Source organism: Pseudomonas benzenivorans, assembly GCF_024397895.1.
In the GTDB taxonomy this organism is placed as follows: Bacteria; Pseudomonadota; Gammaproteobacteria; order Pseudomonadales; family Pseudomonadaceae; genus Aquipseudomonas; species Aquipseudomonas benzenivorans_A.
On sequence record NZ_CP073346.1, the window covers coordinates 2,533,932 to 2,557,994 of the forward strand.

Consider the following 24,063-nt stretch of genomic DNA (forward strand, 5'->3'; position numbering starts at 1 on the left):
ACTGCAGCCTGTGGTCTGCGCTGCTTCGAACCGGTTTCTGCATCACAGGAATGCACATGCTCACGGATTTCGGCATCCCCCACCTGCTCACCTACCTGATCGCCGCGATCCACACGCTCGGCGTGCTGGCCGCCGTCCACGCCGTGCTCACCGTGCGCACCGCCCAGGGCGCCATCGCCTGGGCGGTGTCGCTGTTTTTCATGCCCTACCTGACCCTGCTGCCCTACCTGGTCTTCGGCCGTAGCCGCTTCGACGCCTATATCAAGGCCCGGCGCCTGGCCGACCAGGAGATGCACAGCGCCATAGCCGCGCTGAACTGGCGACCCTGGGTCGAGGAGGCCCTGACGGCCAGGGAGTCCAAGGCCTTCCGGCGCCTGCGCGCGCTGCCGCGCCTGGGCCAGATGCCCTGCCTGGCGAACAACCAGGTGCAACTGCTGATCGACGGCGAAGCGGCCTTCGCGGCGATCTTCGCCGCCCTGGCCGAGGCCCGCCAGGTGATCCTCCTGCAGTTCTTCATCGTCCGCGACGATGGCCTGGGCCGGCGTCTTCAGCAACTGCTGCTGGAGCGTGCCCGCGCCGGCGTACGGGTGTACGTCTTGTACGACGGCATTGGCAGCCATGCCCTGCCGCGCCACTACATCGACCCCCTGCGCGGCGCCGGCGTGCAGGTTCACGCCTTCCCCACCCGCGGCGGCCTGCTCAACCGTTTCCAGCTGAATTTCCGCAACCACCGCAAGATCGTCGTGGTCGACGGCGAGCGCGGCTTTCTCGGCGGGCTCAACGTCGGCGAGGAATACCTCGGACGCAAGCCGCCGCTGGCGCCCTGGCGCGACACCCACGTCGAGGTCCGCGGCCCGGTGGTCGCCTGCCTGCAGGAGTCGTTCGCCGAGGACTGGTTCTGGGCCACCCGGCAGATGCCGCCGCTGCTGCTGCCCGAGGCCTACCCCAGCGCCGGCCTGCTCTGCCAGGTGATCACCAGCGGCCCGGCGGACCCCCAGGAAACCGGCTCGCTGCTGTTCGTCGAAGCGATTCACGCGGCGCGTGAGCGCATCTGGATCACCAGCCCCTACTTCGTCCCCGACGAGGCCCTGTTCAGCGCCCTGCGCCTGGCCGTGCTGCGCGGGGTCGACGTGCGCATCCTGCTGCCGGCACGCGCCGATCACCGGGTCGTCTACGCCGCCTCCAGCCTGTACGCCTTCGAGGCGCTGCGCGCCGGGGTGCGGGTATTCCGCTACCAGCCGGGGTTCCTGCACCAGAAGGTCATGCTGATCGACCAGGGCGCCTGCACCATCGGCAGCGCCAACCTGGACAACCGCTCGTTCCGCCTCAACTTCGAGATCACCCTGCTAACCGTCGACGATGGCTTCGCCGCCCAGGTCGCGCAGATGCTCGAAGAAGACTTCGCCCGCTCACGGGAGCTGGTCAGCGCCGACCGGCGCAAGGTGCGCCGCCTGCAGCAACTGGCCATGCGCGTGGCGCGGCTGATCTCGCCAATTCTCTAGAACGATGAAAAGCGCTCGAGAGCCGGCTTCAGTGGCTATGGTTAGAGCTGGATCGCGAGCTTTGCATTACGGGTCTGGACGAGAATCTGCCGATGAAAACCTGGTTGCCGGTCATCCTCAGCTTGAGCCTGTTGGGCGTCGCCGCCAGGGCGACGGCCGAGCAGTTTCGGGTCGGCGTCGAGCGCCAACCCGACCTGCCCTATTTCACCGTGCAGGACGGTCGTTACCAGGGCTACGCCCGCGAATTGCTGGACGCCTTCGCCGCCGACCAGGGCCATGAGTTCATCTATGTGCCACTGCCGGTCAAGCGCCTGCTCGGCGACTACCTGGCCGGCAAACTGGACTTCAAGTTTCCCGACCATCCGCACTGGAAGGCCAGGCAGAAACAGGGCCACCGGATTCACTACAGCCAGCCCGTGGCCCCCTACACCGACGGCGTGATGGTGTTGCCCGGCCATCTCGGCCTGGGCAAGGCGAGAATAAAGGTGCTCGGCACCCAGCTGGGCTTCACCCCCTGGCCGTATCTGGCAGACATCGAAGGCGGCCAGATCACCCTGAAGCAGAACAACCACATCGACTCGCTGCTGCACATGGCGACCAGCGGACGCGTCGATGCCATCTACCTCAACCCGCGGGTGGCGCGCCACGCCTTGCTCGCCGAGGGCCTGCCGGACGACGCCCTGGTGTATGACCCCGCCCTGCCCCATGTCGACGACCACTATTACCTGTCGAGCCGCCTGCACCCCGAGGTGATCGCCGCCTTCGACCGTTTTCTGCAGCAACAGCCGGAACGGGTGCGCCGCCTCAAGGCCAAGTACGCCATCGACTGAACGCCCCGGCGGCATCGATGAGCCAGCCATAGACGAACAAAACCCCCAGCGGTCGGGCCGCATGGGGGTTTTCTTCCTGTTGCCAGCGGCGCTTGTGGCGCCGGGAGCGGGCGCGGCCTCAGCCGTTGCCCAGGCCCTCATCCACTGGGAATGAGGGGGAGCCGAGCTCACAGCTCCAGAGTTCCAGCGCCGGCCGGCTCGCTTGTGGCGGGCCGAGCCAGTCGCTCAGGGAGCGACAACGCTGGTCGAAACACAGTTGGTAATCCCCTGCCTCGGGGGTTCGCCCCAAGCGCAGCGGTTGCAGGGGCGGTAGCTGGCGGCGGTAGTGCCAGCTGCCCTCATGCAGTTCGGCGCCGTCCGGGATCTCCATGCCGGCGCCCGAACCCTTGACCCGCGCCTCGCCGAGCAGCAGCCCCTCGGCGGTGACGCGGTAATCCTCTTCCCAGCGAACCTTCTCGATGGTGTGCCGCCAGGCCAGGGTGAACTCGGCCGTGGGCACCTGCGCCCACACCGCGCCCGCCAGGCCCATGCACAGGCCGATCACGCGGCGGCGGCCTGGACGCGGCGCCCGCGCCAGAAGTGCACGGCGAGGAACAGCACCACCAGGGCGAAGCCGATCTCGTCGCTCATCGGCGTGGCCAGGATCAGACTGGCGCCGGCCGCGAAGCCCAGAGCACGCTCCCACCAGGGCATCTTGCACTGCAGGAAGCCGGTGAACACCGCGCCCCAGACGCCGATGGCCACGGCCGCCTTGAACAGGATGTAGAGGGTGGCCAACCAGCCGCCGCCCTGCAGCATCAGTGCCGGGTCGTAGACCGCCATGAAGGGCACAACGAAACCGGCGATGGCGATGCGGATGGCCCACAGGCTGATCTTCAGGCCCTTCTCCTTGGCGATGGGGGCGGCGGCGAAGCAGGCCAGGGCCACCGGCGGGGTGAGGTCGGCCATGATGCCGAAGTAGAAGACGAACATGTGCGAGACGATCAGCGGCACGCCCAGCTCCAGCAGGGCCGGCGCGGCGATCGAGCTAGTGATGATGTAGTTGGGGATGGTCGGGATGCCCATGCCCAGCACCAGGCAGGTGAGCATGGTCAGCACCAGCGAGAGGAACAGGTTGTCCTGGCCGATGGCCAGGATATAGCCGGCGAAAGTCGAGGCCACCCCGGTCAGCGACACCACGCCGATGATCACCCCCACCAGTGCACAGGCGATGCCCACCGGCACCGCATGGCGCGCGCCTTCGACCAGCGCATGCAGGCAGATGGTCAGGGTGTCGCGGCCGCCCTTGAGAAACCAGCAGGTCGCCACCAGCAGCCCGACCACGCCGAACACCACGCCGATGCCGAGCTGGAAGAAGCCGGCGCAGAGCACACCGAGAGCGATCCAGAAGACCATGCGCAGGGCGGTCGAGGAGACCCGCAGGATGATCGCCGAGCCGAGGATGACGATGGCGGTCAGGGCCAGGCCGACCATCCCGGAGAACAGCGGCGTGCGCCCGGAGAACAGCAGGTAGATGAGGATGAACAGCGGAATCAGCAGGTACCAGCGCTGCTTCACCGCGGCCCAGGGGTTGGGGCACTGGTCCTTCGGCAAGCCCTGCAGGTTGGCGCGCTTGGCTTCCAGGTGAACCATCCAGAACACCGAACCGAAATACAGCAGCGCCGGCACCAGGGCGGCCTTGGCCACCTCGAAGAACGGCACGTTGATGGTCTCGGCCATGATGAAGGCCACCGCGCCCATGATCGGCGGCATGATCTGGCTGCCCATGCTCGAGGTAGCCTCGACGCCGCCGGCGAAGGCCGGGCGGTAGCCGAAACGCTTCATCAGCGGGATGGTGAACTGGCCGGTGGTGACCACATTGGCCACGCCGGAGCCGGTGATGGTGCCCATCAACGCAGAGGACACCACCGAGACCTTGGCCGGGCCGCCGAGCTTGTGGCCGAACAGGCCCATGGCGAAGTCGGTGAACAGCTTGATCATGCCGGCCTGCTCGAGGAAGGCGCCGAACAGGATGAACAGGAAGATGTAGGTGGCCGACACATAGGTCGGGGTGCCGTAGAAGCCCTCGGTGCCGAAGGACAGCTGGTTGACGATCTGGTCCAGGCCGTAGCCGCGGTGCGCCAGGTCGCCCGGCAGGTATTGGCCGAGCAGGCCGTAGGCGAGGAACAGGCCGCAGATCAGCGGCAGGGCGATGCCCATCACCCGCCGCGCCGCCTCGAACACCAGCACGGTCAGCAGCAGGCCGATGGCCATGTCCATGTCGGTCAGGTCGCCGGAGCGCTGGATCAGATCGGCCTCGAACACCCACTGGTAGATGGCCGTGGCCATGCCGGCCAGGCCCAGCAGCCAGGCCAGGGGCTGCCACGGCTTGTCCTTGCCGTCGGCGGGGAAACTGAGAAAGACCACCAGCAGCAGGAAGCCCACGTGCACGGCACGGAGGATCTGGCTGGACACCGGGTGAAAGGCCGCGGTGATGATCTGGAAACAGGAGAACAGCAGCGCCACGTAGAACAGCGCCTTCGGCCAGTCGGCCGGACTCGCTGCGAGGCCTTGGTTGTGTTCACTCATGGAGGTCGCGCCTTCAATACATCATCGAGAGAGCTGAAGAGCCGCTAACAAAACCTGCCGTGTGCGCCACGCTGGTTTTACTAGCGCCTCTGCGTGCAGTCAGAAGCGGGACCGACGGCCGCCGCGAGGGCGGGCGTCGGTCCGCAGGCTGGCTTAGAGCGCGCCGGCTTCCTTGTAGAAGCGCTCGGCACCCGGGTGCAGCGGGATCGGCAGGTTCTTCGCCGCGGTTTCCAGCTTGATGTCCTGGGCCGCGGAGTGGGCGGTGCCCAGGCGCTCCAGGTTGTCGAACATCAGTTTGGTCATCTGGTAGGCGACTTCGTCGGACACCCCTTCGTGGCTGACCAGGATGTTGGTGATGGCCACGGTCGCGACCTCGGTCTCCTGACCGTCATAGGTGCCGGCCGGGATGGCGGCGGCCTGGTAGGCGGCGTTGCCAATCTTCGCGGTCACATCAGCCGGAATGGCGACAAAGGTGATCGGCAGGGTCGCGGCCAGGTCGCGGATCGCCGCCATGCCCAGGCCCGAGGACTGCAGGGTGGCGTCAAGCTGACGGTTCTTGATCAGCTCGACCGACTCGGCGTAGGGCAGGAACTCGACCTTGCCCATGTCCTCATAGCTCAGGCCGGCGGCCTCGAAGATGGCGCGGGCGTTCAGCTCGGTGCCGGACTTCGGCGCGCCGACGGAGATGCGCTTGCCCTTGAGGTCGGCCAGGCTGGTGATGCCGGACTCCTTGCTGGCGACGATCTGGATGTAGTTCGGGTAGGTGGCGGCGATCGCCCGCAGCTTCTTCAGCGGCGTCTTGAAGCCGGCGTCTTCGACACCCGCCCAGGCGTCGGCGACCGAGTCGCCCAGGGCCAGGGCCAGTTCGCCACGACCCTGCTGCAGCAGGTTGAGGTTTTCCACCGAGGCCTTGGTCGCCTGCACCGAGGTCTTGGCGCCTTCGATGCCGTTGCTGTAGAGCTGCGACAGGCCGACACCGATCGGGTAGTACACACCGCTGGTGCCGCCGGTGAGGATGTTGATGAAGGTCGGTGCGGCGAGCACCGCGGTGCTGGCAGTGAAGGCCGCAGCAGCGGCAAACAGGCTGAAACGCTTGGTCAATCGCATGGAAGAATCTCCGTCGTTGTTATGGCTTTGTGCAGAGTTTTCACTGTAGACGATGCCCGTCCGCCAACGCGGGGGCGCCGTCCGGGGACTAGCGGATTGGGCGAAAGCGGCGATTGCCGGCACCGGGCCTGAGCCTGGCGCGCAAGAGCTGACGGAGAACGGCGGGGCGAGCCAGGCTCGCATTGGGGCAGTGGCGGTTCATCGGCAGACCTCTTGTCTTTCTTATGGTCACCCGCGCCGAAGCGGCGCATGGCTGACAAAGAACATTGCAGATGCCGTGCCAGAGCACATAAGCCCCGAGATAGAGCGGTACAGCCCAGATTACCTGGACGCAGTGAGCAGATTTGCGCCTATACCGACCCGAAGATAGGCGGAAACTTGCCTATTCGTCGTCCGGGCTGCCCGCCGGCCGGTAGCTGCTGCGTTGCAGGCCGTGCCGCTGCATCTTCTCGTTGAGGGTGCGCCGCGGCAGCTGCAGCAGGGCCATGACCTGGGTGATATTGCCCTGGCAGCGCTGCAGCGCGTTGTGCAGACACTGGGCCTCGAAGGCCTCCATCTGCTCGGCCAGCGACAGGCTGCCGCCTTCCTGTTCCGTCGTGCTGAGGCCCAGGGCGTGGCGCTCGGCGGCGTTGATCAGTTCGCGCACGTTGCCCGGCCAGTCGTGAGCGAGCAGCCTGGCCAGTTCGCCCGGGGTGAGCGCCGGCGCCTCGCGAGCGTTGCGCTGGGCCGCCTGGCGGGCGAAGTGCTCGAACAGCAGGGGGATGTCCTCGCGCCGCTCGCGCAGCGGCGGGATACGCAGGGTCGCCACGTTCAGGCGGTAATACAGGTCCTCGCGAAAGCGCCCGGCACGCACCTCGTCCAGCAAGTCCGGCTTGACCGCGCTGATGACCCGCAGGTCGACGCGGATGCTCTTGTTCGAGCCGAGGCGTTCCAGGGTCTTCTCCTGCAGCACGCGCAGCAGCTTGACCTGTTGCGCCAGCGGCAGGCTCTCGATCTCGTCGAGGAACAGGGTGCCGCCGTCGGCATGCTCGATGCGGCCGATGCGCTTGCCCTGGGCGCCGGTGAAGGCGCCGCTCTCGTGGCCGAACAGCTCGCTCTCGAACAGGTTTTCCGGAATCGCCGCGCAGTTCAGGGCGACGAAGGGTTTGCCGGCGCGGGCGCTGAAGTCGTGCAGGCAGCGGGCGACCCGCTCCTTGCCGCTGCCAGTGTCGCCGCGGATGAGGATGTTGACCGAGGTGGCGGCCAGCTCGAGGATCTGCCGGCGCAGGTTTTCCATCGGCTTGGACACACCGAGCAGCTGCCCCTCGATGCTGTCCTTGAAGGCGAACTGCTGGCGCAGCTGGCGGTTCTCGCAGACCAGGCGGCGCTTGTCCAGGGCGCGGCGCACGCTGTCGAGCAGGCGCTCGGGGGTGAAGGGCTTCTCGATGAAGTCGTAGGCGCCCTGGCGCAGGGCCTGCACCGCCATCGGCACGTCGCCGTGGCCGGTGACCAGGATCACCGGCAGGTCGCGATCCAGCGCCACCAGCTTGTCGAGCAGCTGCAACCCATCGCTGCCGGGCATGCGCACATCGCTGACCACCACGCCGGGAAAGTCGCGGTCGACCAGGGCCAGGGCCTGCTCGGCGCTGGCGCAGCTCTGCACGCGAAAACCGGACAGCTCCAGCCACTGCTGCACCGCCTCGCGGATCGCCGCCTCGTCATCGACCACTATCACCTGACCGCTCATGCCACCTCCTCTCTCGACGGCCCCAGTGTATCGCGCAAGGCGCAGCGACCGAAGCCGCCGCCGTCTGCCTAGGACGTCGGAGCCAGGGGCAGGCGCAGGCTGAACAGGGCGCCGTCGCCGCGGTTGCCCGCCTCCAGGCTGCCGCCCAGTTCGCGGACGATACCGTAGGACACCGCCAGCCCCAGGCCCAGACCCTGCCCCACCGGCTTGGTGGTGAAGAAGGGCTCGAACACCTGATCCAGGTGCTCGCGGGCAATGCCGCCACCGCTGTCGGCCACCTCCAGCCGGCAGCAGTCGCCGTCGCGCCGCAGCGTCAGGCTCAGCACCCGCTTGTCCACAGCGGCCATGGCGTCCAGGGCGTTATGCAACAGGTTGAGCAGCACCTGCTCGAGGCGAATGGCGTCGCCCAGCACCTGCACGCCGGCGTCGACTTCGCGGCGCAGTTCCACCTGCTCGTTGCGCAGGCGCGGCGCCAGCAGCAACAGGGCCTGCTCCAGCACCTCGCTCAGGCGCAGGCGCTCGCTGAGGCCGGCCGGGCTCTTGCGGGCGAAGGTCTTGAGGTGGCCGGTGAGCTTCGCCATGCGCTGCAACAGACCGTCGATGCGCTGCAGGCCCTCGCGCGCATCATCCTGACGGCCGCTGTCGAGCAGCAGGCGCAGGCTGCCCAGCTGCATCTGCATGGCGGTCAGCGGCTGGTTGATCTCATGGGCCATGGCCGCCGACATCTGCCCCAGGGCCGCCATCTTCGCCGCGTGCACCAGGCCTTCCTGGGCCTCGCGCAGTTCCGCCGTGCGCAGCGTCACCTCTCGCTCCAGGCGCTCGCGGATGCCGGCCTGCAGGCGCTGGTTGTTGCGCCGCTGGGCGAGGTAGAGCAGGAGGAAGGCCAGGGTCATCCACACCCCGGCGGCGGCCAGGCGATAGCTGCGCACGCTGTCGACCAGGCTCTGCGGCTCGACCAGCAGGTGCAGGGTCCACTCCTCCTCCGGCAGGGTCTGGCTCTGCCAGAGGTAGTCGCGGCTGCCGTCCGGCCCCTCCACCCGGCGCCACTCGGCACCCTCGTCGATGCGCCGACGCAGCACGCTGGGCAGCGGCTGCAGGGCCTGCTCGGCGTACTTGCGCACCTCCACCAGCTCGGCGCGGTCGCCGTCGTCGAGTTCGCCGAGCACCCTGAAACGCCAGCCCGGACGGCTGCTGAGAATCACCACCGAATAGCCGTCGGCGACCAGCAGCACGCCGGGCTGGGCGGCCCATTCGCGCTGCAGCTCGTCCAGCTCCAGCTTGACCACCAGCACCCCGAGCACGCCGCCGTCGTCGTCGCGCACCACGTGGGAAAGGAAGTAGCCGGGGATTCCGGTGGTCACGCCGACGGCGAAATAGCGTCCAGCCGACTGGCGCAGGGCGTCCTGAAAGTAGGGCCGGAAGGCGTAGTTGTTGCCGACGAAGCTGCTCCACTCGCTCCAGTTGCTCGCCGCCAGGGTGTCGCCGCGGCGATCGAGCAGGTACAGCACGTTGGAGCCGGCGGCGGCGTTGAGCTGCTCCAGGCGGCGATTGAGGCGGTCGCGCAGCGGCCGATCGGCCGGCGCGCGCAACAGCGACTTGATATCGCTGTCCAGGGCCAGCACCTCGGGTACCGAACGAAAGCGCTCGACCAGGGTGTGCAGCGACTGCGCGTACAGCTGCAGTTGCCCGCGCGCCTCGCTGCTGCGCTCCTCCCAGGCGCGCCGCTCGGCATAGTGACCGGCCAGCCAGGTACTGGCGAGCAGACCGCAGAGGATCAGCAACACGATGAAAACGACGCGGTAGCGCAGGAAAAAGGTGGGCATGCACGGCTCGTGCTCGGAACGATGCCGGCATGGTAAGGCAATGCGCCGCCTGTTGCAGGCGCTGCTTTGTGCCGTGGAGCGTCAGCGCTATAGTCGGAAAAGTAGGAGCGGCCGGCAGGCGAATGACCATGACACAGACGAATCAGGCAGGCACGCCACGCTTCTGGCGCGACCCGGCACTGCCGTTCATCGAGGCCCGCGACGTGCTGGATGGACGCCAGCTGTGTTACGCCAAGCACGCCCACGAGACCTTCTCCATCGGCGCCATCACCCGGGGCCGCAGCACCTACCTCAACGAGCGGGCGCAAGAGCGGATCGGCGCCGGCACCCTGGTGCTGATGAACCCGGGCGACGTGCACGCCTGCAACCCCATCGAGGGCCAGCCCTGGTCCTACCAGATGTTCTATGTCGACGCGGCTTGGCTGACCGAGCTGCAACACCAGCTGGGCTTCAACCGCAATCATGGCTGGCAGCCCTTCTCGGCCATCCTCAACCAGGATCCCGGGCTCTACGCCGGCCTGACCGGCCTGTATCGCCTGCTCACCGACCCGCAGGCCGACACCCTGGGCAAGCACTGCGCCCTGCTGGCGTTCTTCGACGAGTTGCAACAGCGCCTGCAGCCGGCGCCCGCCAGGCGCCGCGACGACAATCCGCGCCTCGAGCTGGCCGCCGATTTCATCCACGCCCACTGCACCGAACCCCTGAAGCTGGAGGCGATCTGCGCCGCGGCCGGCCTCTCCCCCTCCTACCTGAGCCGCAGCTTTCGCCGCCGCTACGGCATGACCCCCCATGCCTACCTGATCAACAGCCGCATCCAGTACGCCCAGGCCCGGCTCAGGCGTGGCGGCGAGATCGCCGAGGTGGCGCTGGCGGCCGGCTTCGCCGACCAGGCGCACCTGCAGCGCACCTTCAAGCAGCTGCTCGCCGCCACCCCCGGGCAATACCGCCGGGCCGGCGATCATGCCGCCAGCAGATAGGCCGCCGAAGCCACCAGCAGCAGCGCCAGGCCGCGATTGAACAGGCGCATGCGCCGCGGTGCCTGCAGGTACTGGCCCATAAGGGCCCCGGCATAGGCCCAACTGGCGATGGACAGGAAGCAGATGACGAAATACAGGGCGGCGAACTGGCCGATCAGCCCGAGTTCCCCCCCCGCCGCGTAGGCGCCCATGCCGGCCAGGGACGCCAGCCAGGCCTTGGGATTGAGCCACTGCATCAGCGCGCCGCCGAACAGCGACGGTGCCTGTTGAGCGCTGCCGCCGTTCAGACGGCCATCATCGCGAGCCAGGCCGTAGGCCATGTACAGCAGGAAGGCGACGCCCGACCAGCGGATCAACGCCTCCAGGAGGGGCCACTGGCTCAGCAGCCGCTGCAGGCCCAGGCCGATGGCCAACAGCAACAGGGTGAAGCCCAGGGTCGCCCCGGTCACATGGCGCAGACTGGCGCGCAGGCCATAGCGGGCGCCGGCACTCAGCGCCACAAGATTGACCGGACCGGGGGAAATCGAGGCGGCCAGGGCGAAGGCCGCCATGGAAAGCAGGATAGTCATCATGCACCTACAACTGTCGTCAGAAGGAGGCTGCAGACTGACGCCGTTGCAGGTCGCGGTATTGAAGAAAAATGCCCTTCCCCGGTCCCGGCTTGAGCCAGGCCGGGGAAAGTCGCGGCTTGCCGCCGCTCAGGAATACAGGTCGGCGCGGGTCCAGGGCAGGTCGTGGCTGCCGTCGGCGCGGGGCTTGACCGCGAGAATCTGGTGCAGGCTCATCCAGCCCCGGGCGAAGCCGTAGGCGCAACCGGCCAGGTACAGCCGCCAGATGCGCAGGGCCTGCTCCGGCACCAGCTGCGCGGCCTGCTCCAACTGGTCCTCCAAGCGTGCGCTCCAGTGCTCCAGGGTGCGCGCGTAGTGCAGCCGCAGGTTCTCCACATCGACCACCTCCAGGCCCGCCTCGCTGATCCGCGCGGTGATGGTGGCCAGGTGCGGCAGTTCGCCCTCGGGGAACACATAGCGTTCGATGAACTCGCCGCCGCCGCGGGCCACCGGGCGGCCGTCGGTGTACTTGGCAGTGATGCCGTGGTTCATCACCAGGCCGCCGTCGCACACCGCGCCGAACAGGCGCTGGCAATACAGCGGCAGGTTGGCGTGGCCGACGTGCTCGAACATGCCGACGCTGACCACCTTGTCGAAGCGACCGTCCTGGGGCAGTTCGCGGTAGTCCAGCAGCTCCAGCTGCACCTGCCGCTCCAGGCCCTCGGCGGCTACCCGCTGACGGGCCAGATCCAGCTGCGCACGACTGAGGGTGATGCCGTACACCTCGACGCCGAACTCGCGGGCGGCGAAGCGCGCCAGCCCGCCCCAGCCGCAGCCGACATCCAGCAGGCGCTCGCCCGGCTGCAGGCGCAGCTTGCGGCACAGGTGACGCAGCTTGGCCTGCTGCGCCTGATGGATATCCTCGGTGCCGGTTTCGAAATAGGCGCAGGAGTAGATCAGCTCGCGGTCCAGCCAGAGCCCGTAGAAGTCGTTGGACAGGTCGTAGTGGTAGCTGATGGCGGCGGCATCGGTGTCCTTGTCGTGGGGCTGGAAGTCCGGCTCGACCGGTGCCTCATCGCCGATCAGCGCCTGGCTGAGGGCATCGCCGATCTCGATCACTTCGCTGATCGGGCCTTCCAGCTCGATGCGCCCCTCGACATAGGCGCCGCCCAGGGCATCCAGGCTCGGATGGGCCAGCTGCGTCACCAGGCTCGGGTCCTTGACCACCAGGGTGACCCGTGGCTCTGGCCCGAGATCGATCTGCTTGCCATCCCACAGGCGCAAACGCAGGGGCAGTTGCAGGTCACGCAGATTTGCCGGCAGATACGCGAGCATGGCACCTCCCTCCTCTCCACATCAGTGGAAAGAGTAGTTCAGAAGACCCGCCTGTCAGACCATCGGTTCCCCGAAAGCTGGCTAACCGCCATGCCGCTGCAGCAGCCCCTCGCTGAGCCATTGGCGCAACCAGCTGGCGGCCTGCAGCGGCGCGTTGTCGCCCAGCTCGCTGAGCTGCTCGCACAGCTCGGCGAAGTTCCAGCCCTCGTTCACCATGCCCTGCAGGGCCCGCTCCTCCTCGGGATTCAGGCTGCGGTAGTGGCTGACCAGGCCTTGGCGCCAGATCAGGCAGACATGGGCCTGGGGCAGCGCCAGGCTGCCGGGGAACGCCTCCTGCCCCTTGTGCGCCCGCCAGATCGCCAGGCTGTTGAAGCGGCACACCTGCCACTGCACGCTGGGCAACAGGCGCACCTGAAGGGCCGGCCACTCCTCCGGCGCCAGGCTGGCCATCCGCTCCAGGGTCAGGGGCTCGCCGGCCGGCGCGTCGAAGGCCAGGGTGAAGGCCCACTCCAGACGCGCCAGCTCGCCCAGGGGCGCGGCCTGTTGCGGCACCAGGTAGCCGTCGAGGAAGTCGGCCAGGCGATCGCCCAGCCAGCGCAGGCTGAAGTGGCGGGACGGATGGGCGTCGACATAGGCCTGGACCAGGGCGTCAAACTCCTCGTCGCCGAGCCAGCCGTGCAGCGCGCCGTAATCGCCGCGCAAGGCTTCGAGCAGACGCGCCCGGTAGGCGTTGTGATAGATCGCCAGCCCCTGATCGACATCCAGTGCCGGACTGCCGCGCAGGCTGCCGCGCAGCGCCGGACTGGCCTGCGCATCGCTGCCCAACAGGTAGTTTTCGATCTGCCGCTGCCAGTCGTTCAGAAGCATGGTGATTCGGCCTCCAGAACCGCGGCCGCCACGGCGCGGGCCTTGCTCAATTCGTCGAGCAACTGCGCCAGCGGCGGGTAATGGTCGTCGCGCTCCAGCAGGGTCGCCACCGGGCCCAGCAGACCCAGGGTGCGCCCATAGAGCTGCCAGACCGGGTCGCTGACCGGCTGGTCGTGGGTGTCGATCAGGTAGCTGCCATAGTCGCTGTGTCCGGCCAGGTGCAACTGGCGGATGCGCTCGGCCGGCAGGCCGCTGATGAAGTCCCAGGGATCGAAGCCATGGTTACGGGCGCTGACGTAGACGTTGTTGACGTCGAGCAACAGTTCGCAGCCGGTCAGTTCGGTCAGCGCGGCGAGGAATTGCCATTCGCTGAACTGGTCGTCGGCGCTGCGCAGGTAGCTGGAGACATTCTCCAGCACCAGCGGCCGCTCGATCACCTCCTGCACCTGGCGCACCCGCGCGGCGACGTGCTGCAGGCTCTCCTCGGTGAACGGCAGCGGCAGCAGGTCGTGCAGCTGATGGGCGCTGCCACGGCTCCAGCACAGGTGATCGGAGATCCAGGCCGGACGCACCCGATCCGCCAGGCGCTTGAGGCGCTGCAGGTAGTCGCGGTCCAGCGGGTGGGGACCGCCGATCGACAGCGACACGCCGTGCATTACCAACGGGTAATGTTCGCCGATGGCCTCCAGGTAGTAGAGCGGTTTGCCGCCCTCCACCAGGTAATTCTCGGAAACGACCTCGAACCAGTCGACCGCCGGCCGCTGCTCGAGAATCTCTTGGTAGTAAGGGGTGCGCAGGCCCAGGCCGAAACCCAGGCAGGCTGCATCATTGGGCATGCCCGCCTCCTCTCCTTGCAAAACATGGACGGCCCCGCAGGGGCCACCCGATGAGGGTCACTCGCCGACCGTACCGCCGGCCTCGCTGCACTCGCTCAGTGCGTCGGCGCCGTACAACGGCGGCGGAGCCTACTCAGCGATTAGAGTGGGCACAAGCGACGGCGTTACACCGGCGTTGACGGGCGCCTGGTGGCGAGGCCCGATCAGCTCCGCAGCGCACTCAAGTCGCCAGCTGTCGTAGCGGCCGTGCGGAGTCCTGTACCAACTCGCCGATCAGTTGCTCATCGGCCTGCGGCGCAAGGTCGGCCGGGCTGCCGCGAACGCCGGTGGGCGTGGCCAGCAGACGTCCATCGGCGTCGGCTTCGAGGCGATATTCACCGCCGCAGGAGCGGCAGTAGAGGCACTCGCCGGCCCGCTGATCGCGGCGCTGCACCAAGGTTGGCCCACACATGACGCAGGTCTGCAGGGGAATGCCGAGGTCGCTGTGGCCGACGATGTGGTCGAGCTTTCCGGCCCGGCCCAGCTGGATAAAGCGTACCCCCAGTTCGGCGTCGAACTGCCGGCCGAGGTTACTCTCGATGATGCTCAGCGCCTCGTCGACTGCCATTCCGACCCGGTAGGGGCGGCTGCTGGTCATTGCATCGAAGGCATCGCCAATGCCGACGATCCGCGCCATCGGCGGAATCTCGCCGCCCTTGAGGCCCAGTGGGTAGCCGCGTCCGTCCGGCCTTTCGTGATGCAGTCGCACCGCGTCGCCGACCAGCGCGGCCAAGGGGTGCCCGTGCAGCATGCGAAAGCCCACCTCCGGATGGGTCCTGATCACCGCATATTCGTCATCGCTGAGACTCGCCCGCTTGTTCAGGATCGCGTCCGGCATGCCGATCTTGCCGAGGTCATGGAGAAAGCCGCCGAGACTGATCTGGGCGACCTCGCCCTCGCCCAGACCGGCCTCTCGAGCCAGCAACTCGGCAAACCGCGAAACGCGCCACAGGTGCCCCCCCGTGTAGGGATCGCGGGCCTCCACCACCCAGGCCAGTGCCAGCAGGCTGGCCAGCAGTTGCGCCTGCGTTTCGCCACCGCTTGGCAGGCCGGCACCACCCCAGAGGGTGCGGTGCAAGAAATTCAGCAATCCCATAACGGACTCCCCGGACAAGGCGCTGCAGACAGCCTAGTCGCTCGTACGTCCGCAAGGCACTAGGGCATATCGGAAGACCAGGTGCAGGCAACCAGCCCGCCTGCAGCCAGGGTGAAGAAATCACGACGATCCGGTGCCATAGACTCGTCCCTAGGGGAATGGGGAATGGGGAATAGTTGTTTGCTTGCCCGGAGGGCCGGCCGACACGGCCGGCCCCGCCGCGGTCACTCGCCGACTTTACCCCTGGCGGCATTGCACTCGGCCAGGGTCATGGTCTTGAAGCCCTGGCCCTTGCACGATCCCTGCCCTTTGCAGGCGTTGCTGGCGGTCTTGCAGTCGTTCTGGCCCTTGCAGGCGTTGACGCCATAGCAATGGATCTGGGCCTCCTCGGCGACGGCAACGGTGCTGGTCAGGCCAGCGAACAGGGTGGCGGCAGCAAAGGCCAGGGCGGCGCCGGTGGCGGCTGTCTTGGTATTCATGGAGTGATCCTCGAATAGTCTGATTGAGCCGATGACACCTCGGTGTGGGCCATCGGTACAGAACTAGAGGACGGGCTGCGGCCGGCGTTACAGGCCGGCGAAAAAATGCTCGCCCCGCTATGGCGGCGGGCGGCGGGCGGCGGGCGGCGGGCGGCGGGCAGCATTCGACCGTGCTGCCCGCCGGTGGATCAGGCGGACAACCCGGGTTTCAGATTGATGTGCTTGAACTCGGTGAAGTGCTCGATCGCCGAGGGACCGTTGAGGCGGCCGAGACCGGACATCTTGGTGCCGCCCTCCTCGAACTCGTCGTGCACACAGGCCCAGTCGTTGACCCACACGGTGCCGACATCCAGCGCCCGGGCCAGGCGCAGCGGCCTATCGATATCGCGGCTCCAGACGCTGGCGGCCAGGCCGTAGGCGCTGTGGTTGGCCAGGCGAATCGCCTCCTCGTCCGAGTCGAATACCTGCACGGTCATGACCGGGCCGAAGGTCTCGTTGGCCACGATGGCCGCATCGGGATCGGACACCTTGAGCAGCACCGGACGGTAGAAGGCGCCCTGGGGATGACTGCCCGCCTCTGGATGGCCGCCCCGGTAGATGACCTGTGCGCCCTGGGCAATGGCCTGCTCGACCAGCCCATCGACCCGCTCGACCGCCGCCTGGTTGATCATCGGCCCCATGTCGCTGCTCGGATCGCTCGCGGGGCCGACCTTGACCTGCGCCAGCCGCGAGGCCAGCAGGTCCAGCACCCGGCCCTCGAGCGAACGGTGCACCAGCAGGCGCGAACCGGTCATGCAGAACTGCCCGGCGAACACGGTTACCGACTTCTCAAGCACCGGCAGCAAGGCGTCCACGTCGGCGTCGTCCAGCAGGATGATCGGTGTCTTGCCGCCGAGCTCCAGGCTGAGGCGCTTCAGGGTCTTGCTGCCGGCCTGGGCGATGGCCTGGCCGGTCTGGGTGCTGCCCGTGAAACTGATGGCCGCCACATCGGGAGAATCGACCAGGTACTTGGCGCCCTCGGCGCCGGACTCGGTAAACAGGTTGATCACTCCGGTCGGCAGCGACGGTACTTCGGCGATCACCCGGGCAATCAGGGCATTGGTCAGCGCCGTCTCGCCCGGCATCTTGGCCGCTACCGTGGCACCAGCCGCCAGCGCCGGCGCCAGGGAGCGCACCAGCAGCACCACCGGTGAGTTCCACGGCACGATGATGCCGGCCACGCCGATCGGCTCGCGCAGCAGAATCGACAACTTGCCGGGCACCGCGTCGAGTGCCCGACCGTAGTCGGTTCTGACCAGCGAGGCGTAGTAGCGCAGCTTGTTCGGCACCATCGTCACTTCGAAGGTGGCCTCGGGCCGGGTCTTGCCGTTCTCCAGGCACAGCTGATCGATCAGGGCATTGGCATACAGCTCGAAGGCATCGGCGAGGTCGTTGAGGACCTTCACCCGCAGTTGTCTGTTGCTCTTCCATGCGGGCTCGGCGAAGGCCTGCTTGGCGGCCGCGATCGCCGCTTGAGCCTGGTCCTCACCGCCGTCGGCATAGGTCCCGAGCAGCTCCCCGTTGGCCGGGTTGTAGGACGCTCGGGTGGTGCCAGAGTCCAGCCACTCACCACCTATCCAGTGCAAGGCTTTGTTCGTGCTCATCGATAACTCCACAGGGTATTCGGGCGACGGCACCCGGCATCTGCCGGGTGCCGTTCGCAGGTGAGTCGGGGAGTGCCTGAGTGGTCTCGGCGGCACTCCCGATCGGCCGCATCAGCGGCACAGGGTCCGCACCTCAGTGGCGGTCCAGGGCATCGAAGGCATAGGTGAGCGCCTCGACGATCTTGTCGCACTCGGCATCGTTGATCACCAGGGGTGGCGAGGCGATCAGCTTCCCGCCGGCCGGACGGATGATCACCCCGGCCTCCATCACCTTGCTCGCCAGTTGCTGGACGAATCCCTCGTCCACCGGCTCCTTGGTCTTCTTGTCGCTCACCAGCTCGAGACAGACCATCAGGCCCATGCCGCGCACGTCCCCCACCGACTTGTAGGTCGTCCCGAAGTGCTTGACCGCCGACAGCATGCGCTCGCCCTGGCGCTTGGCATTGCCCGGCAGGTCTTCCTTCTCTGTGATGTCCAGGCAGGCCAGGGCCGCCGCGCAGGCCACCGGGTGGCCGCCGTAGGTGTAGCCGAGGGTCAGAATGCCGGCATCGGAGGTGCTGTTCTCCCAGGCCGAGGTGACCTTCTCGCTCAGCACGGTGGCGCCCAGGGGGATGTAGCCGCTGGAGATCCCCTTGGCCAGGGTCATGATGTCCGGCTTCACGCCCCAGGCGCGCACCCCGAACATTTCCCCGGCACGGCCGAAACCGGTCACCACTTCGTCGGCGATCAGCAGGATGCCGTACTTGTCGCAAATCGCGCGCACCCTCGGCCAGTAGCTGGCCGGCGGGATGATGATGCCGCCAGCGCCCTGGACCGGCTCGGCGATAAAGGCGGCAATGGTCTCCGGGCCCTGGAAGACGATTTCCCGCTCCAGCAGGTCGGCACAGATCGCCGCCAGCTCCTCCGGGTCCTGGGTCCAGGGATTGTGGTACAGCCAGGGCGTCGCCACGTGATAGCAGCCCGGCAGCAGCGGCTCGTAGTTGCTGCGGAAGAAGGTATTGCCGTTCACCGAGGCGCCGCCGATGTGGATGCCGTGATAGCCCTGCTTGAGCGAAAGAAACTTGGTGCGTTCGCCCTTGCCCTGCACGCGCCAGTACTGCCGGGCGATCTTCAGGGCGTTCTCCACGGCGTCCGAGCCACCGGAGGAGAAGATCACCTTGTCCATACCCTCCTGGGCGGTCATCTCGATGAGCTTCTTCGACAGTTCGATCGACGGCGGCGTGGTGGTGCCGAGGAAGGAGGCGTAGTACTCGATCTGATCGAGCTGGTCGGCGATCGCCTGCTTGATCTCCTGGCGGTTATGCCCGACGTTCACGCACCACAGTCCGGCCAGGCCGTCGACGTAGCGGTTGCCGTCGATATCCTCGACATGACAGCCGTCGCCCCTGGCGATAACGATCGGCCTCCAGTCCTTGTCGCGTCCTGGCTGAGTATGGGAGTGCCATTGATACTTGGTGTTGTTGTCGCGAATAAATGCTTTATTGAGCGCTTTCATGTTCATTCTCCGGTTCAGCAGCTATCAATGTGTTGATCCGCCAGGTGTTAAACACCGACTTCCTGTTCACCCAGACGCACTCCCGACTTGGCCAACTGGTAGCCTGCCAACCAGCTGATCGCGATCAGCACCGGGAAGGAATACGCGACCCAGGACTCCGAACCGCTCAACAGGTCGAGATTGGCAATGACCAGGACCAGACAGGCGAGCAAACAGAGCGCTGCCAGGCCCGGGGCCAGCAGGCCGCGGCGAATCGACACCTGATGCGCGTTTCTCAGGAAGTAACAAATGACCGCAACCATCACCAGGAGCTGAACAAACAACAGGCCGATGGTTGAAATGGTGCTCATCCACGAATAGAGGACGGCGAAGGGATCCTGCTGCAACGCCGCGAAACCACCCACCAGCAACAGTGCCGTAATGGATTGCAGCGCGCCGGCATTGGTCGGAATCTGATGAACCGGGTTCACCTCGGCAAACTTCTTCGGCAATACCCCGGCTTTTGCCAGCGCGTGGTAATAACGCACCAGGGCGTTATGGAACGACAACAGCGCGGCAAACAGGCTGGTCACCAACAGCACACTCATGACCCGCGTGGAGAATTCGCCGACATAGGCGGTATTGATGTCGAAGACGAAACTGGCCGGTGCATTCTTGGCTGCGTCCACCACCTCATTCACACCGTAACCGAGCACCAGGGACGCCGTGCTCAGGGTGTAGACCAGGGCAATGACGATGACCGAGATATAAGTGGCCTTCGGCACGTTGACTTCCGGATTCCGGACCTCCTCGGCATAGATGGCGGTGGCTTCGAAGCCGAGGAAACAGGTCACGGCAAAGATGATGGTGATGCCGAGTCCAGGTGAAAAGATGTTGTCCGCGGAAAACACTTCGCGGACCACTTCGGCGTGGCCATCCGCACTCACCAGCGCGACCAGGTCGAACAGCAGCAGCGAGGCCACTTCACCGGCCATCAGGACCAGCAGCAGTTTCGCGTTGAAGTCGATGTTGCGGCTGCCGCACAGGTGCACCAGGAACAGCGCGCCCAACGAATACACCCACCAGGAAACCTGCACCCCGAGCGGGCCGGAAAGCATTTCCTCCAGCATCAAACCGAACAGGCCGTAGATCGCGCACTGCACCGTGGTATAGGTCACCACCGCGACGAAGGCCGCACCCATTCCCGAGGCGTTGCCCAGACCCAGTGCCACATAGCTGTAGAAGGCGCCGGCGCTCTTGACGTGCTTGCTCATAGCCATGAAGCCGATGCTGAAGATCAGGTACATGAGACCGACGAAGGCGTAGACCGCCGGCACGCCCAGACCGTTGCCGAAGGAAAAGGCGGCCGGCGATGCGCCGACCGTCGCGGCCAACGGCCCGGCAGCCGCAATGACGAAACACACCAATTGCATGGGGCCAATTGAGTTTCTTTTTAACTCATAGTTCTTGTCGCTCATCTGCACACCTCATTGTTATCGTCGTGACACCCTGGCAGTTGCCAATAACTGCAACGTGTTGTGTTTCGCCTACTTAGTTCCTTACCCGCGCGTTCCATCCCAGTAGGGAATGTTTTAAGGGCATTACCTTCGCTTGAATACGCCCAACCTTCTGTCTAAGATGATCTAATTTTTAGATGCAGTGACAGGCACACCCATGAACATTGAAAGCCTCTCCCTCGATCAATTGCGGGTGTTGTTAACCATCGTCGAGGAAGGCAGTTTCGGCGCCGCCGCCAGGCGTCTACGGCGCGCACAGTCGGCCGTCAGCTACTCAATATCGACACTTGAGTCGCAACTGGATGTTGAACTTTTTGATCGAAGCGGTTATCGGCCGGTATTGACCGCCGCCGGAAAGACACTGTTGGGCGAAATCAGGGAAATTATCGCCAGAACTGATCGACTCAAGACGCACGCGCGGGCAATGTCCGCCGGACTGGAGGCCGAAGTTTCAATTGTCAGCGACTTGGTTTTTCCGCTCGCCCCCCTATGCTCCATTTTTTATGAATTCAATCGACAGTTCCCCGGAGTATCGTTGCGCATTTATTCCGACTCGCTCGGCGGCGTTGCCGATCTGGTGCTAAACGGAACTTGTAGCCTCGGTATTCTCGCCACCCTCCCCGAAGTTCCCGCCGGACTTATCGGCCATGCCTTGTCATCCATCGATACCCAGGTGGTGGCGGCCCCTGGTCACCCACTGGCCCAAGTCGACGGGCGCATTTCCACCCACTCGCTACGGGATCATCCGCAGATCGTCTTGTCCGACCGCAGCAACTTCACCAGCGGCCGCGACTTCAACGTGTTCTCCTCCAACAGCTGGCGCGTGTCCGATATCCAGATGAAACTGCAGCTGATCCGGTCCGGTGTGGGCTGGGGCAGTTTGCCGGCGAACCTCACCCGCCCGCACATCGACGAGGGATCACTCGTCGCCCTGCAACTCGAAGCCCTTCCCGTGGCCGGCGAAGCGCTCGCCGCCTTTGTGGTTCAACGCGTCGGCTCGGAACTCGGCCCCGCGACCAGCTGGCTGCTGGAACATATCCGCGGGCACTAGTCCGGGTACTGTGCCGGGCCCTGGCAGGGGTGCGCGCAAAGCGGCGAATCCAGCGGGCGGATGGCCGATCCTGCGCGTCGCCGACTAACCGATGAAGTCGGGTTGATTGGCCGGCGCCGCCGCCTGAAATGCCGGTTGCGCGAGGCAGTGTTGATAGACCGCCATCACTCGCGGGTACGCCTGCAGGTCGCAGCCCATGCGCTGGGCATTGGCCACCTGCGGCACCAGGCAGCAATCGGCCAGGGTCGGGGTGTCGCCCAGACAGTAGGGGCCGACCTGGCCCTGGCGCTGCAGCAATTGCTCCACCGCACCCAGGCCCTCCGCCACCCAGTGCCCGTACCAGGCGCTCTGCTGCTCGGGCGAGCTGTCGAACTCCCGCTTCAGGTAGTTGAGCACCCTCAGGTTGTTGATCGGGTGGATGTCGACGGCAATCAGACAGGCGATCTCCAGCACGCGTGCCCGCGTTGGCGGCTCGAGCGGTATCAGCCGCGGCTGCGGATAACGGCCATCCAGGTAGTCGATGATCGCCAGCGACTGGGTCAGCTCGGCGCCGTCTTCGCTGATCAGCACCGGTACGCCGCCGATCGGGCTGCGCTCACGATGGTCTGCGCTGTACTGCTCGCCGCCGCGCAAGTTCACGCCGTGGTAGTCATAATCCAGTCCCTTGAGCGCCAGCGCGATGCGCACCCGGTAGGAGGTGGAACTGTTAAAAAAGCTGTAGAGCTGCATGGCCTGCTTCCCCCATTCGATAAGTCCGCCCTGACGGACTGCGCCTTACACCACGCGCACCTGGATATCCCCAAGGCCATCCACCCCACCGACCATCAGGTCGCCCGGGACGACCGCACCCACGCCTTCGGGTGTGCCGGTCATGATCAGGTCGCCGGGCTGCAGCTCGAAGAATCGCGACAGGTAGCAGATGGTCTCCGGCACCGACCAGATCAGCTTGGCGATGTCGCTGCGCTGCTTATCGCTGCCGTTGACCTGCAGCCAGATACCGGCGTCCTTGAGCGCGCCGACCTGCGCCGCCGGATACAGCGGTGCGATAGGTGCCGAGGCGTCGAAGGCCTTGCCCAGCTCCCAGGGTCGGCCCATTTCCCGCATCTTTATCTGCAGGTCGCGACGGGTCATGTCCAGCCCCACGGCATAACCGAAGATGTGGGATTCGGCTTGCTCCAGGGAAATGTCATGCCCCGCCTTGCCGATGGCCACCACCAGTTCGATCTCATAGTGGTAATTGCGGGTCTGCGTCGGATACGCCAGCTCCAGCGTCTGACCATGGGCCACGCCGACCACGGCATCGGCGGGCTTGCAGAAGAAGAACGGTGGCTCACGGTCTGGATCGAAACCCATCTCGATGGCGTGGGCCGCATAGTTGCGCCCTACGCAATAGACGCGGCGCACCGGAAACTGTTGGTCGCTGCCGACGACTGGGAGCGTGGTCGGGGCCTGCGGTGGAAATACATAAGTCATGGTCTTCTCCTCCTGTCACTGGGGTTCGCGCAGCTCGCGCAGAATGCCGAGCGCTTCCTGGACCGGGCGGTCGGAGTAGCTGAACAGCACGCAATCTTCATCCGTCTGGAAGCTCACGGGAGCCCAGCTCGGCACCACGAAGGTGTCCTTGTCCTGGAATTCGAAACGCTCACCGGCGATCCTCACGCTGCCCTTGCCCTCGACCACGGAGAACACGGTGGCATCGGTGCTGCGATAGGTCTGTCCGCGGAAACCGCGTGGCAGGATCTGCATAAAGGTGGCGATGGTCGGCATGGCCCAGCCGCCGGTAGTCGGGTTGACGTAGCGCAATTTGACGCCGTCCCAGGCATCCACTTCGCCCTGCCTCAACAAGGTGTCGAGGGCCTCTCGGGTGCGGGCGTAGGGATAGTTGAAGATCGGCGAAGTTGGGGACTTTCTCTGCTGCCGCACCGGCAGCAGGCTCATGCCATAGCGAGCCATGCTGTTACCTTCCTGGCGAGTCAACGGCTGTACCGCCTGTTCGGCATCTTCGGCGAAGGTGGCGCCGAAGAAGCGCACCAGCGGAATGTCCAGGCCATCCAGCCACACCACCGGCTCACCGCCCTCGACGACCGCCGGGTTGCCGTGGTCGTGCCAGGTCCAGGAGGGGGTGATGATGAAATCGCCCGGCTCCATGGTGGTCCGCTCGCCGTCGACCGCGGTATAGGCGCCCCGTCCCTCGACCACGAAACGCAGGGCCGATTGACTGTGGCGGTGGCTCGGGGCGATCTCGCCCGGCAGGATCAGCTGCAGGCCGCCGTACAGCGAAGGGGTAATCGACGCCTGACCGCGGATCGCCGGGTTTTCCAGCACCAGCACCCGACGGATCGCTTCCTCCGCGGTAATCAGCTCACCGGCCTCCATCAGGAAGGGGCGCAACTCGCGATAGCGCCAGAGGGCCGCCACGCCGTTGGCAGCCGGTTGCGCCGGCACCAGGCTGTGGAGCTGCTCCCAGAGCGGAAACAATGCGTGGGCATCGATGCGGCGATAGAAGTCTGTCCGTGAGGCGCCAATGGTCTCGTGGCTGTCCATTCTTCATCCCCCTCATGCAAACAAGTTGATCGTCTGCCTGCGCGTCGCGCTCGGCCGCCGAAGCACCGGCTTGGCTGCAAGCGCAGTGCGTTCGTGGGGAG

21 protein-coding genes are annotated in these 24,063 nt (G+C 66.1%); 4 read left to right on the forward strand and 17 right to left on the reverse strand.

Going from position 1 to position 24,063, the window contains the following annotated elements; genetic code table 11:
• The first annotated feature begins 56 nt into the window (after positions 1-56).
• Together cls and KDW96_RS11855 are read left to right on the forward strand one after the other, a co-directional pair.
• The gene (gene cls, locus KDW96_RS11850) at positions 57-1,502 is read left to right on the forward strand and encodes a cardiolipin synthase (RefSeq protein ID WP_255836458.1); all 1,446 of its coding nucleotides are present in this window, start codon (positions 57-59) and stop codon (positions 1,500-1,502) included.
• Between the two features lie 92 nt (positions 1,503-1,594).
• Positions 1,595-2,332, forward strand: coding sequence for a substrate-binding periplasmic protein (locus tag KDW96_RS11855; RefSeq protein ID WP_255836459.1), 738 nt, complete (start codon positions 1,595-1,597; stop codon positions 2,330-2,332).
• 118 nt (positions 2,333-2,450) lie between these two features.
• Here KDW96_RS11855 and KDW96_RS11860 read toward each other — a convergent pair whose 3' ends face one another.
• The 5 genes from KDW96_RS11860 to KDW96_RS11880 all read right to left on the reverse strand — a co-directional run bounded on the left by KDW96_RS11860 (position 2,451) and on the right by KDW96_RS11880 (position 9,556).
• A complete protein-coding gene (locus KDW96_RS11860; protein ID WP_255836460.1) occupies positions 2,451-2,876 on the reverse strand; it encodes a DUF1850 domain-containing protein in 426 nt (141 codons plus the stop codon).
• Positions 2,873-4,900, reverse strand: a complete 2,028-nt coding sequence (locus tag KDW96_RS11865) for a TRAP transporter permease (protein WP_255836461.1) — start codon at positions 4,898-4,900, stop codon at positions 2,873-2,875. The genes KDW96_RS11860 and KDW96_RS11865 overlap by 4 nt, the downstream gene beginning before the upstream one ends.
• A gap of 153 nt (positions 4,901-5,053) precedes the next feature.
• The gene (locus KDW96_RS11870; RefSeq protein WP_255836462.1) at positions 5,054-6,007 is read right to left on the reverse strand and encodes a TAXI family TRAP transporter solute-binding subunit; all 954 of its coding nucleotides are present in this window, start codon (positions 6,005-6,007) and stop codon (positions 5,054-5,056) included.
• Between the two features lie 382 nt (positions 6,008-6,389).
• Positions 6,390-7,733 (reverse strand): sigma-54-dependent transcriptional regulator, encoded by a 1,344-nt coding sequence (mifR, locus tag KDW96_RS11875; protein ID WP_255836463.1) that lies wholly within the window; start codon positions 7,731-7,733, stop codon positions 6,390-6,392.
• A 68-nt stretch (positions 7,734-7,801) separates the two neighbouring features.
• Positions 7,802-9,556, reverse strand: coding sequence for a sensor histidine kinase (locus KDW96_RS11880; protein ID WP_255836464.1), 1,755 nt, complete (start codon positions 9,554-9,556; stop codon positions 7,802-7,804).
• Between the two features lie 122 nt (positions 9,557-9,678).
• On the opposite strand from KDW96_RS11880, the gene KDW96_RS11885 reads away from it, so the two are divergent.
• Positions 9,679-10,533, forward strand: a complete 855-nt coding sequence (locus tag KDW96_RS11885) for an AraC family transcriptional regulator (protein WP_255836465.1) — start codon at positions 9,679-9,681, stop codon at positions 10,531-10,533.
• Here the strand turns inward: KDW96_RS11885 and KDW96_RS11890 are convergent.
• From KDW96_RS11890 to KDW96_RS11930, 9 genes are all read right to left on the reverse strand, one after another.
• Complete coding sequence (locus KDW96_RS11890) at positions 10,515-11,102, reverse strand: LysE family translocator (RefSeq protein WP_255836466.1); 588 nt, start codon at positions 11,100-11,102, stop codon at positions 10,515-10,517. The two genes, KDW96_RS11885 and KDW96_RS11890, sit on opposite strands and share 19 nt — an antisense overlap.
• A 129-nt stretch (positions 11,103-11,231) precedes the next feature.
• On the reverse strand, positions 11,232-12,416 hold the full coding sequence (cfaB, locus tag KDW96_RS11895) for a C17 cyclopropane fatty acid synthase CfaB (RefSeq protein ID WP_255836467.1): 1,185 nt from the start codon (positions 12,414-12,416) through the stop codon (positions 11,232-11,234).
• 81 nt (positions 12,417-12,497) lie between these two features.
• Complete coding sequence (locus KDW96_RS11900) at positions 12,498-13,283, reverse strand: HvfC/BufC N-terminal domain-containing protein (RefSeq protein WP_255836468.1); 786 nt, start codon at positions 13,281-13,283, stop codon at positions 12,498-12,500.
• A complete protein-coding gene (gene bufB / locus KDW96_RS11905) occupies positions 13,274-14,119 on the reverse strand; it encodes an MNIO family bufferin maturase (RefSeq protein WP_255836469.1) in 846 nt (281 codons plus the stop codon). Before bufB ends, KDW96_RS11900 begins: the two co-directional genes overlap by 10 nt.
• Before the next feature lie 220 nt (positions 14,120-14,339).
• On the reverse strand, positions 14,340-15,254 hold the full coding sequence (locus tag KDW96_RS11910) for an HD-GYP domain-containing protein (RefSeq protein WP_255836470.1): 915 nt from the start codon (positions 15,252-15,254) through the stop codon (positions 14,340-14,342).
• Between the two features lie 224 nt (positions 15,255-15,478).
• A complete protein-coding gene (bufA2, locus tag KDW96_RS11915; RefSeq protein WP_255836471.1) occupies positions 15,479-15,733 on the reverse strand; it encodes a BufA2 family periplasmic bufferin-type metallophore in 255 nt (84 codons plus the stop codon).
• 188 nt (positions 15,734-15,921) lie between these two features.
• Complete coding sequence (locus tag KDW96_RS11920) at positions 15,922-17,376, reverse strand: aldehyde dehydrogenase family protein (protein ID WP_255836472.1); 1,455 nt, start codon at positions 17,374-17,376, stop codon at positions 15,922-15,924.
• A gap of 133 nt (positions 17,377-17,509) precedes the next feature.
• The gene (locus KDW96_RS11925) at positions 17,510-18,871 is read right to left on the reverse strand and encodes an aminotransferase class III-fold pyridoxal phosphate-dependent enzyme (protein WP_255836473.1); all 1,362 of its coding nucleotides are present in this window, start codon (positions 18,869-18,871) and stop codon (positions 17,510-17,512) included.
• 47 nt (positions 18,872-18,918) lie between these two features.
• The gene (locus tag KDW96_RS11930; protein ID WP_255836474.1) at positions 18,919-20,328 is read right to left on the reverse strand and encodes an APC family permease; all 1,410 of its coding nucleotides are present in this window, start codon (positions 20,326-20,328) and stop codon (positions 18,919-18,921) included.
• 196 nt (positions 20,329-20,524) lie between these two features.
• Here KDW96_RS11930 and KDW96_RS11935 point away from each other — a divergent pair, with 196 nt between their 5' ends.
• Positions 20,525-21,418, forward strand: a complete 894-nt coding sequence (locus KDW96_RS11935) for a LysR family transcriptional regulator (RefSeq protein WP_255836475.1) — start codon at positions 20,525-20,527, stop codon at positions 21,416-21,418.
• 84 nt (positions 21,419-21,502) lie between these two features.
• On the opposite strand, the gene maiA is transcribed toward KDW96_RS11935, so the two are convergent.
• From maiA to gtdA, 3 genes are read right to left on the reverse strand one after another with little or no spacing between them, the layout of a single operon-like run.
• Entirely contained in the window at positions 21,503-22,147 is a 645-nt protein-coding gene (gene maiA / locus KDW96_RS11940) for a maleylacetoacetate isomerase (RefSeq protein WP_255836476.1), read from the reverse strand.
• Between the two features lie 45 nt (positions 22,148-22,192).
• Positions 22,193-22,891 (reverse strand): fumarylacetoacetate hydrolase family protein, encoded by a 699-nt coding sequence (locus KDW96_RS11945; protein WP_255836477.1) that lies wholly within the window; start codon positions 22,889-22,891, stop codon positions 22,193-22,195.
• A 15-nt stretch (positions 22,892-22,906) separates the two neighbouring features.
• Entirely contained in the window at positions 22,907-23,962 is a 1,056-nt protein-coding gene (gene gtdA / locus KDW96_RS11950) for a gentisate 1,2-dioxygenase (protein WP_255836478.1), read from the reverse strand.
• Between the last annotated feature and the right edge of the window lie 101 nt (positions 23,963-24,063).

Coding starts and splice junctions, on each gene's coding strand:
- cls (WP_255836458.1), top strand. CDS start 57: ATGCTCACGGATTTCGGCATCCCCCACCTGCTCACCTACCTGATCGCC.
- KDW96_RS11880 (WP_255836464.1), bottom strand. CDS start 9,556: ATGCCCACCTTTTTCCTGCGCTACCGCGTCGTTTTCATCGTGTTGCTG.
- KDW96_RS11925 (WP_255836473.1), bottom strand. CDS start 18,871: ATGAAAGCGCTCAATAAAGCATTTATTCGCGACAACAACACCAAGTAT.
- KDW96_RS11870 (WP_255836462.1), bottom strand. CDS start 6,007: ATGCGATTGACCAAGCGTTTCAGCCTGTTTGCCGCTGCTGCGGCCTTC.
- KDW96_RS11920 (WP_255836472.1), bottom strand. CDS start 17,376: ATGAGCACGAACAAAGCCTTGCACTGGATAGGTGGTGAGTGGCTGGAC.
- KDW96_RS11885 (WP_255836465.1), top strand. CDS start 9,679: ATGACCATGACACAGACGAATCAGGCAGGCACGCCACGCTTCTGGCGC.
- maiA (WP_255836476.1), bottom strand. CDS start 22,147: ATGCAGCTCTACAGCTTTTTTAACAGTTCCACCTCCTACCGGGTGCGC.
- KDW96_RS11865 (WP_255836461.1), bottom strand. CDS start 4,900: ATGAGTGAACACAACCAAGGCCTCGCAGCGAGTCCGGCCGACTGGCCG.
- gtdA (WP_255836478.1), bottom strand. CDS start 23,962: ATGGACAGCCACGAGACCATTGGCGCCTCACGGACAGACTTCTATCGC.
- cfaB (WP_255836467.1), bottom strand. CDS start 12,416: ATGCTCGCGTATCTGCCGGCAAATCTGCGTGACCTGCAACTGCCCCTG.
- bufB (WP_255836469.1), bottom strand. CDS start 14,119: ATGCCCAATGATGCAGCCTGCCTGGGTTTCGGCCTGGGCCTGCGCACC.
- KDW96_RS11900 (WP_255836468.1), bottom strand. CDS start 13,283: ATGCTTCTGAACGACTGGCAGCGGCAGATCGAAAACTACCTGTTGGGC.
- KDW96_RS11930 (WP_255836474.1), bottom strand. CDS start 20,328: ATGAGCGACAAGAACTATGAGTTAAAAAGAAACTCAATTGGCCCCATG.
- KDW96_RS11855 (WP_255836459.1), top strand. CDS start 1,595: ATGAAAACCTGGTTGCCGGTCATCCTCAGCTTGAGCCTGTTGGGCGTC.
- KDW96_RS11910 (WP_255836470.1), bottom strand. CDS start 15,254: ATGGGATTGCTGAATTTCTTGCACCGCACCCTCTGGGGTGGTGCCGGC.
- KDW96_RS11935 (WP_255836475.1), top strand. CDS start 20,525: ATGAACATTGAAAGCCTCTCCCTCGATCAATTGCGGGTGTTGTTAACC.
- mifR (WP_255836463.1), bottom strand. CDS start 7,733: ATGAGCGGTCAGGTGATAGTGGTCGATGACGAGGCGGCGATCCGCGAG.
- KDW96_RS11890 (WP_255836466.1), bottom strand. CDS start 11,102: ATGACTATCCTGCTTTCCATGGCGGCCTTCGCCCTGGCCGCCTCGATT.
- bufA2 (WP_255836471.1), bottom strand. CDS start 15,733: ATGAATACCAAGACAGCCGCCACCGGCGCCGCCCTGGCCTTTGCTGCC.
- KDW96_RS11945 (WP_255836477.1), bottom strand. CDS start 22,891: ATGACTTATGTATTTCCACCGCAGGCCCCGACCACGCTCCCAGTCGTC.